This window comes from Leptotrichia trevisanii DSM 22070 (assembly GCF_000482505.1).
GTDB classification, from domain to species: Bacteria; Fusobacteriota; Fusobacteriia; order Fusobacteriales; family Leptotrichiaceae; genus Leptotrichia; species Leptotrichia trevisanii.
In genome coordinates this window covers 80,646-89,223 of sequence record NZ_AXVL01000016.1, presented here as the reverse complement: position 1 = coordinate 89,223, position 8,578 = coordinate 80,646, and the positions used below count along the sequence as shown (strand labels likewise).

Genomic DNA, 8,578 nt, shown 5'->3' with positions numbered 1-8,578 from the left:
CCAATATTATTTTTCTTGCAAAATTTTAAGGAATCTAGTAAAATATTGTTGTTACTGAAAATATATTTTAGTTTATTTTGTGTAATGTTTATCATAAATATATTATACAAAAAAATCAGCCGAATTTCTATTCGGCTTTTTTTATCAAAAATAGTTAATAAACAAGCATAGTAGGATAATCTTGTAAAAAAAGACTTTAATTTCATGATTTTTTTGATTTCTGCAATTTAAACAGGAAATAGTATTAGAATTAACAGAAATATTTAAAAGGAAAGGAGATGGAAAAATGAAAAAAAATATAGATAGGATGATAATACTGATGTTCTTATGTATTATTGTTTATAATTTAGGGCATCCTGCAACGCCTGCACTAATTGAACTGAGGGGATGGAAGAAGAGTATTTCGGGGGAATTGCTGGCGTTTATGAGTACGGCGATGTTTATTTCTTCGCCTTATTTAGGGGCTTTGGCAGATAGAGTTGGGATGAAGAGGATATTTATGTTTATGCCGGTTTGTTATGGAATGTCGCAGCTTATTTTTGGATTTGGTACGAATTTACCGCTCATATTTCTAGCACGGATGATTTCGGGATTTGCTTCTGGAGGGACGTATGCTGTGGCATTTGGATATGTGAGCCAGCTTTCTGAAAAAGGGGAAAAAGCAAAAAATATTGCTAAAGTAAGTTCTGCAACTGTAATCGGTGGGGCGATTGGACAGAAAATAGGAGGATTTGCCGCAACTGCTATGGATGATCCGAGATTTTCCTTTGCATTACAGTTTGTTGGTGGAAGTATTGTTTCAATAATTATTTTGCTAATTATGAAGGAAATTGTGAAAAAAGATAGTAATTTAGTGGAAGAAAAGAGTAAAAAGGATTTGAATCCATTTGCAACTTTTAGATACATTAAGGAATTGGATGGGTATTCTAAGTTTTTCTGCCTTATAATTTTACTTTCAGGAATCGGAATTTATTCTTATGGAAGTGCATTAAATTATTTTTTGAAATTTTATGAAAAAGTTTCTTCTGATACGATTGGGACTTTTGTAATGTGCTCGTCATTGCTTGCTTTTTTTGGAACTGCATTTTTATTAGGAAAATTGCTAAAAAAATTTAAGGAAAAAAGTATTTATAAATTTTTGATTTTTGTTGGGATAATATTGATGGCGGGAATTTTTTTCAGAGTAAAATTAGGTGTAACTCCGTATATTCTGATGGCTGTTTATACGATGACTTATGAAATTGTGCGTTCGCTCGGGAATACGATTATTGCTCAGAGATATAGGGAAAATCAGGGGAAAATATTGGGAGTGGCTTCGGCGGTAGGCTCGCTTGGAACTGCAATTGGTTCGTTGCTTTCTGGGCATTTGTTAAATTTTAACCCTTTTTTGCCATTTATTGTGAATATTATTGTAATGTCTTTCGTGCTAGTTTTAATTTTAGTAAAAAAATTGTAATTTTTTTCATTTAGGTACTTGTTAAATTAGATAAATATGGTAAAATTAATATAGAGTAGAAAAATTTTTGAAGATATTTAGTTTGAAAATAAAATGCAAAAATAATAGAAATTAAAATTGTTTAAATAAAATTTTTAGGAGGCGTACCATGGAATATATGAAAAAATATGAATACTGGTTAAATTCAGAAGCTGTTGATGAAAAGGACAAGGAAGAATTAAGAAGTCTGTCTGGAAATGAAAAGGAAATCGAAGACAGATTTTTCAAGGATTTGAGTTTTGGAACTGGTGGAATTAGAGGTGTTCGTGGGATTGGAACTAACAGAATTAATAAATACGTAATTAGAAAGGCAACACAAGGGCTTGCAAATTATATGTTAGGTTTTGACGAAAAATTGGCAAAGGAAAAAGGAATTATTATTGCTCATGACTGCAGAATCGGTTCAAGGGAATATGCACTAAATACAGCGAGAGTTATGGCTGCCAATGGAATTAAGGCTTATATTTATGAAGATTTACGTTCTACTCCTGAATTGTCGTTTGGTGTGAGATACAAAGGGACTATGGCTGGAATTGTCGTAACTGCATCACATAACCCTGTGGAATACAACGGATACAAGGTTTACTGGGATGACGGAGCTCAAGTTGTAGATCCTCATGCACCTGCGATTGTTGCTGAAGTTAATAAAATTCAAACTCTTGAAGAAATTAAAGTCATTTCTGAAGCAGAAGGAAGAGAAAAAGGGTTAATTATTCAATTGGATGGAAAAATTGACGATGATTATTTAGATGCAATTAAAACACAGACTTTAAAAACAGATATTCCAGGAAAAGAAAATTTCAAAATAGTTTACACTCCGCTTCATGGAACTGGTGGACGTCCAATGAAACGAATTTTATCTGATTTTGGATACAGCTATGAAGTTGTGAAGGAACAAATTGAGCCAGATGGAAACTTTCCAACTGTAACTTATGCAAATCCTGAAGAAAAAGCCGCATTTGCTCTTGGAACAAAACAGGCTGATGAAATTGGAGCAAAATTAGTTATGGCAAACGATCCTGATGCTGATAGAATTGGTATCGCTGTAAAAGATGACAAAAATGAATGGTATTATCCAAACGGAAACCAAGTTGGATTATTATTGCTGCAATATTTATTAAACAACAAGAAAGATATTCCTGTAAATGCAAAAGTTATAACAACAGTTGTTTCTACGCCGATGATCGATGTAGTTGCACCTTCAAAAAATGTTGGAGTTATGAAAACGTTGACAGGATTCAAGTATATCGGAGAAAAAATTAGACAATTTGAAAATAAGGAATTGGACGGAACTTACTTGTTTGGATTTGAGGAAAGTTATGGATATTTGATTGGAACTCACGCAAGAGATAAAGATGCGTTGGTAACTTCAATGGTAATCGCTGAAATGGCTACTTACTATGATTCAATCGGAAGTTCAATTTACGAAGAATTACAAAAATTATACAAAGAATTTGGATATTATCTAGAAGGAATAAAATCTGTAACTCTTAAAGGAAAAGATGGAATTGAACAAATGGCGGCTCTTATGGCTAACTTGAGAGAAAATGTAAAAGATGAACTGCTTGGTAAAAAAATAAAAATTAAACGTGATTTCTTCTCACACAAAGAATACAACCTGGAAACAGGAGCTGAAACTGAAATAAAATTACCAAAGGAAAACGTTTTACAATTTGTTCTTGAAGACAACACTTACATTACAGCCCGTCCATCTGGAACAGAGCCAAAAATCAAATTCTACTTTAGCGTAAATGCAGATTCAAACGAAAATGTAAAAGCAAAACTTGATAAAACAATGGAAGAATTTTCAAAATTTTTAGGATTATAATTTTTTAAAGAGATCAGAAGATTACTTAAACTAAATGTCCAATTTTTGGCAAAAGTTCAGTTTTTTCTGATCTTTTTTGTTTCAGATCTGCTTTTGTATATAAAAAAGATTTGTCAACACAAAATAAAAAAATATAACAAAATTTTAGAGAGAACTTGTGAAAAATGATAGAAATAAAAGAAAAAGATATTGATGCGATATATATTCATATTCCATTTTGTGACAAGAAATGCGAATATTGTGATTTCTGTACGTTTGTGCGGATGGAAAAGGAGTATAGAAGATACGTGGATTATTTGATTAGGGAAATTAGGATGTATCCAAAGTTTAAGTATGACACGATTTATTTTGGTGGAGGGACACCATCAGTATTGCCAGTTGGGATGATAAAAGACGTAATGGATGAATTGGAGTGGACTGGAAATGCAGAGATTACTTTGGAATTGAATCCGACGGATATGACTTTGGAAAAATTGAGAAAGATTAGGGAAACTGGGATAAATCGGCTTAGTATTGGGATACAGAGTTTTCAGAATCATGTGCTGAAATTTATTGGGAGACAGCATAGCTCGGAAGAAGCGATAAATGTGTATAAAATGGCTAGAAAAGCTGGATTTGAGAATATAACAGTGGATTTGATGTTTGGGATTCCTAATCAGAGTATTGAGGATTTGCAGAAGGATTTGGAAATTTTGAAGAAATTGAGGCCTGAAAATGTGTCGATTTATTCGCTTATCTGGGAGGAAGGCACTGTTTTCTGGAGCAAGTTGCAAAAGGGGATTTTGTCGGAAATTGATCAGGATGTGGAAGCTCAGATGTATGAGATGATTATTGAGTTTTTTAATGAAAATGGGTACTGTCATTATGAAATATCGAATTTTTGTAGAATTGATGGGAATTTTGAGGGAAATAGAAATATTAACAAAAATTATAATTTAGAAAAAAAAATAGATTTTCAAAATTTTTCAGAAATAAAAAATAATGAAGATGTTTTGAAAAAAAATGATGAAGTTTATAATTTTGGTTTGCAAAATAAAATATATGAAAATGATATGTCAGAGAATGTGAATTTTGCAAAAATAAGGACTGAAAATAGGATTTTAGAGAATAATAATTTAAAAAATCAAAAATTAGAAAATAAATTGCTGGAAAATGTAGAAAATTTTGAAATTATTAAGGGAAGGCAGAAAAATGGTGGAAGACACAATCTAAAATATTGGAGAAATAAGAAATTTATTGGTGTAGGGATGAGTGCGGCGGCTTATTATGGTGAAAACCGGCATAGCAACGTAAGGACGTTTAAGAAATATTACAATTTAATTGATAGTGCAAATTTGCCAATTGATGAAAGTACGATTGAAGTTGTGGATGAGATTGAAAGTGAAAAATTGAAGAAAATGTTGGGGTTAAGGTTGATTCAGGAGGGAATTGAGTATTTTGAGGATAAGAAGGTTGAAAAACTTATAAAAAATGGGTTGATGGAAAAATTTGTCGTAAAAAAAATGGATTTTTCTGAAAAAAAAGTTGAAAAAATTGAAAAATTTATTATTACAAAAGAAAAAGAAATAAAAAATAAAGTTAAAAATAATGAATGTTTTGATGAAAAAGTGGATGGAAATGCTTATGAAATAAGGCTTCGATTGACAAAAAAGGGAATGATGCTGGCAAATGATGTATTTGTTGAATTTATTTGAAAAAAAGGTTATAATAGTGTAACTGTAAAAATATCATATATAAAGCAAGTCAAAAATAATAAGGAGCAAAAATGGAACTGGATAGCATAAAAATTCATAAGAATTATGGGAAAATCTTGGAAGATATAAAAAAATATTCTCCATATCCTGAAAAAGTGAAAATTTTGTTTGTGAGTAAATATTTTAATGTGGAAGAACATAAGGCTCTGATTGAGATGGGTTATGATTATTTTGGTGAAAATCGGGCTCAGCTTTATCGGGACAAGCTAAATGAATTTTCAGATGAAAAATATAAAAATATCAAATGGGATTTTATTGGAAGGTTGCAAAAAAATAAAATAAAGTATATAATTAATAGTGTGAATTTAATACATTCGATTGATTCTTATGAACTTTTAGATGAAATAAATAAAAAAGCTATTGAAAATAACAGAGTTATAAATGGATTGGTTCAAATTAATGTTTCAAAGGAAGAATCAAAAACAGGAGTTTACATTGAAGATTTTAAAAAAGATAGCGGAAAATATTTTTCTATGAGTAATGTAAAAATAGCTGGTTTTATGACTATGGCTCCACTTGAAGCATCTGAGGATGAAATAAATGATTATTTTTCAAATATGAGAAAATTAAAAGAAGAATATCAGAAGCAATATGATTATGTTACTGAAATTTCCATGGGAATGTCGAATGATTATATAGAAGCCTTGAAAAATGGGGCGACTATAATTAGAATAGGAAGCAAGTTATTTGAATAGGAGGTTATGCTTTGGGACTTAAAAGAAAATTAATGGAATTTTTTGGCGATGATATTGAAGATGATGACGATGAGTTATCTGAAGAATTGTCAAATGATGAAAGAAAAGAAACGGTAGTAGAACAGCCGTCACAAACTCAACAAGCAAAAGTTCAACCAAAACCGACAGCAAACCGGGTTGAACAGGAAAAACAACCAGAAGAGAAAAAAGGCATTGGAAGTCTTTTTGGAGTAGGAAAAAAGGAGGAAATTACAAAAATGGCGTCGTCAAAAGTAAGCTATGTTTCGATTATCAGACCAAAAGTTTTTGAAGATTCGAGATTAATTGCGGATGCAATAAAAGAAAATAAAGTTGTAACATTCAGTTTGGAATTTTTAGAATATGAAGTGGGACAAAGAGTAATAGATTTTGTGAGTGGAGCTGCCTATGCAATGAATGCCCACCTTTCAAAAGTTACTGACAAAGTTTTAACTTCTATTCCAGTTGGAATTGACTATGAAGATATTGATGCTTCGTTGGGAGAAGAATCAAGAGATAGTAACTTATTATAATACTAAATATTAAGTTAAGTTTTGAAATTCAGCTGCTTTTTATGGGTTTTTCTCATTTAAAGCAGTATTTTTTAATAATTTATTTTAGGAATAAAAAATAAGAAAATGGGAGAATAGATAGATGGGAATAATTTTTACGATATTAATTTTGGGGATAATAGTATTTTTGCATGAATTGGGGCATTTTGCTACAGCTAAATATTTTGGGATGCCTGTTTCGGAGTTTGCTATTGGGATGGGGCCTAGGATTTTTTCGGTGAGGAAAGGGGAAACGGTTTATTCGATTAGGGCATTGCCCCTTGGGGGATTTGTCAATATTGAGGGAATGCAGCCTGAAAAATTTGATTTGGAGGGGTTTAAGAAGGAAAAGACTGATGAAATTATTGAGGAATTGAAAAGAGAGCAAAAGATAAAGGGGATAAAAAATGAAACTGAGGGAATTGGAGATGAAGAGTTTGTCAATGAAGTGTCGAGAAGGCTGGATAAGGTTATAGAAAAGGAAGTGAAAAAGCAGGAAAATATTCAGAAGAATGGATTTTTTACAAAGTCGCCGTTTAGCCGGTTTGTTGTGTTGATTGCAGGAGTTATGATGAACTTTATCTCAGCATTGATTGCATTGTTTGTGTTGCTTTCCATAACTGGGATTATGCCTATAAAATATACGGCACCAGTTGTCGGGGAAATTCAGGTAAATTCAAGAGCAAAGGAAAAATTGCAGATAAACGACAGAATTTTGGCAGTTAATGGGGAAAATGTGTCAAACTGGGTGGAAATGTCGGAAAAAGTTGCGAAAATTAGTAAGAATTATAAAAATGAAGATGTAAGCTTGAAAATTTTGAGAAATAACAAGGAAATTACAGAAAATGTGAAATTGACTTACTACGGTGAGGTGAAGGCAAATCTGCTTGGAATACAGGTTTTGCCACAAAAAACTAATGTCGGTGAAAGAATAAAAATGAGTTTTATAATGTTTGGAGATTATTTTAAGTTGACTCTGGATGGCGTGAGAATGCTGGTAACGGGGAAAGTGGCAATGAAGGAAATGACAGGGCCTGTTGGACTACCTAAAATTGTTGGGCAGGCTTATGGGCAAGGTGGATTTTTTGCACTGCTTGGGATATTTATTCTTATTTCAATAAATATTGGAATTATGAACCTGCTGCCTATTCCGGCACTTGACGGGGGAAGGCTGATATTCGTCATTCCTGAATTTTTTGGAATAAAAATAAATAAAAAAATAGAAGAAAGAATACATATGATTGGAATGATATTTTTACTTGTATTAATGCTGGTTATTGTATTTTCTGATGTTACTAAGTATTTTAATAAGTAGTTATAGAATTTAATAAAAAAAAACAGGGATATAAAATTTTATCTCTGTTTTTTATTTTCTTGACAAAATTTAAAATATATAATATAATTAACTAAGTTAATTAACGAAGTTAAATAATTTTTAGGAGGATAAAATGAAAAAATTAGTATTATTGGCTACACTGCTGAATGCGGTTACGATATTTGCAGAAAAGGAAGATGGACATAAGAACAAGATTTCAATAGGAGGAGCGTATTTTCAAGATATGTATAAAACAAAGAAAAGATCAGGTTATATGCCATACGCAACTTTTAATTCAAATTTTGCCAATTTAGAAATTAGTTTAGGATCGTTGGGTTATAGGCAAGAAATAACAGAAAATTTATCTGTTACAGGTTCTGTTATTTTTTCTGATGGTTTTAAATTAAAGCCTAATGAAATGAAAGAAGGTTACAGAAGTATTAAGAAAAGAAATACGCAGGTTGCAGCAAGTGGAAGTATAGGATATAATTTTGAAAATATAGCTACCAATGTATCATTACAAGGTGGAAAAAGAGGTATGAGCGGCGGAATGGATGTAACGGTTTATTTACCAATTACAGAAAAATTTGGTACATTTGCAGAAACTAATGTTACATTATATTCAAAAAAATATACAGATTATTATTTCGGAATAAAGGAGAATGAAATAGGTGGGAAAATAACTTCCAAATACTCTCCAAAATCATCATATTCTTATGGTTTTGGTGTAGGAAGCAATTACGCATTTAATGATAGATTTGGAGTTTTTGCTTTAGCAGGGTTGACAAAATATTCAAAAGAAATTAGAAAAAGTCCGATTGTAAATAATAAGACTAGTTATCATGTTACTGTAGGGACATCATTTTCGTTTTAGAAAAAAGTATTCTAAATTGAAATATGTTTGAAAACGTAGAAACTGTGA

7 protein-coding genes are annotated in these 8,578 nt (G+C 31.3%); all 7 read left to right on the top strand.

Features of this window, described 5'->3' with window-relative positions; translation table 11 throughout:
• Positions 1–286 precede the first annotated feature (286 nt).
• Positions 287–1,456: an MFS transporter gene (locus K324_RS0104445; RefSeq protein WP_026748110.1), complete on the top strand. Its 1,170-nt coding sequence runs from the start codon at positions 287–289 to the stop codon at positions 1,454–1,456.
• Positions 1,457–1,604: 148 nt separating this feature from the next.
• The gene (locus tag K324_RS0104440) at positions 1,605–3,323 is read left to right on the top strand and encodes a phospho-sugar mutase (protein ID WP_026748109.1); all 1,719 of its coding nucleotides are present in this window, start codon (positions 1,605–1,607) and stop codon (positions 3,321–3,323) included.
• Between the two features lie 164 nt (positions 3,324–3,487).
• On the top strand, positions 3,488–5,017 hold the full coding sequence (gene hemW / locus K324_RS0104435) for a radical SAM family heme chaperone HemW (protein ID WP_026748108.1): 1,530 nt from the start codon (positions 3,488–3,490) through the stop codon (positions 5,015–5,017).
• 71 nt (positions 5,018–5,088) lie between these two features.
• Positions 5,089–5,772, top strand: a complete 684-nt coding sequence (locus K324_RS0104430; protein WP_036095124.1) for a YggS family pyridoxal phosphate-dependent enzyme — start codon at positions 5,089–5,091, stop codon at positions 5,770–5,772.
• 11 nt (positions 5,773–5,783) lie between these two features.
• Positions 5,784–6,323: a cell division protein SepF gene (locus K324_RS0104425; protein WP_026748106.1), complete on the top strand. Its 540-nt coding sequence runs from the start codon at positions 5,784–5,786 to the stop codon at positions 6,321–6,323.
• Between the two features lie 121 nt (positions 6,324–6,444).
• Entirely contained in the window at positions 6,445–7,656 is a 1,212-nt protein-coding gene (locus K324_RS0104420) for a M50 family metallopeptidase (protein WP_026748105.1), read from the top strand.
• A gap of 133 nt (positions 7,657–7,789) precedes the next feature.
• The gene (locus tag K324_RS0104415; protein WP_026748104.1) at positions 7,790–8,530 is read left to right on the top strand and encodes a MipA/OmpV family protein; all 741 of its coding nucleotides are present in this window, start codon (positions 7,790–7,792) and stop codon (positions 8,528–8,530) included.
• The last annotated feature ends 48 nt before the right edge of the window (positions 8,531–8,578 follow it).

Bases quoted from the DNA above. Each gene is read 5' to 3' on its own strand.
- K324_RS0104445 (WP_026748110.1), top strand. From the start codon at position 287: ATGAAAAAAAATATAGATAGGATGATAATACTGATGTTCTTATGTATT.
- K324_RS0104430 (WP_036095124.1), top strand. From the start codon at position 5,089: ATGGAACTGGATAGCATAAAAATTCATAAGAATTATGGGAAAATCTTG.
- K324_RS0104440 (WP_026748109.1), top strand. From the start codon at position 1,605: ATGGAATATATGAAAAAATATGAATACTGGTTAAATTCAGAAGCTGTT.
- K324_RS0104420 (WP_026748105.1), top strand. From the start codon at position 6,445: ATGGGAATAATTTTTACGATATTAATTTTGGGGATAATAGTATTTTTG.
- hemW (WP_026748108.1), top strand. From the start codon at position 3,488: ATGATAGAAATAAAAGAAAAAGATATTGATGCGATATATATTCATATT.
- K324_RS0104415 (WP_026748104.1), top strand. From the start codon at position 7,790: ATGAAAAAATTAGTATTATTGGCTACACTGCTGAATGCGGTTACGATA.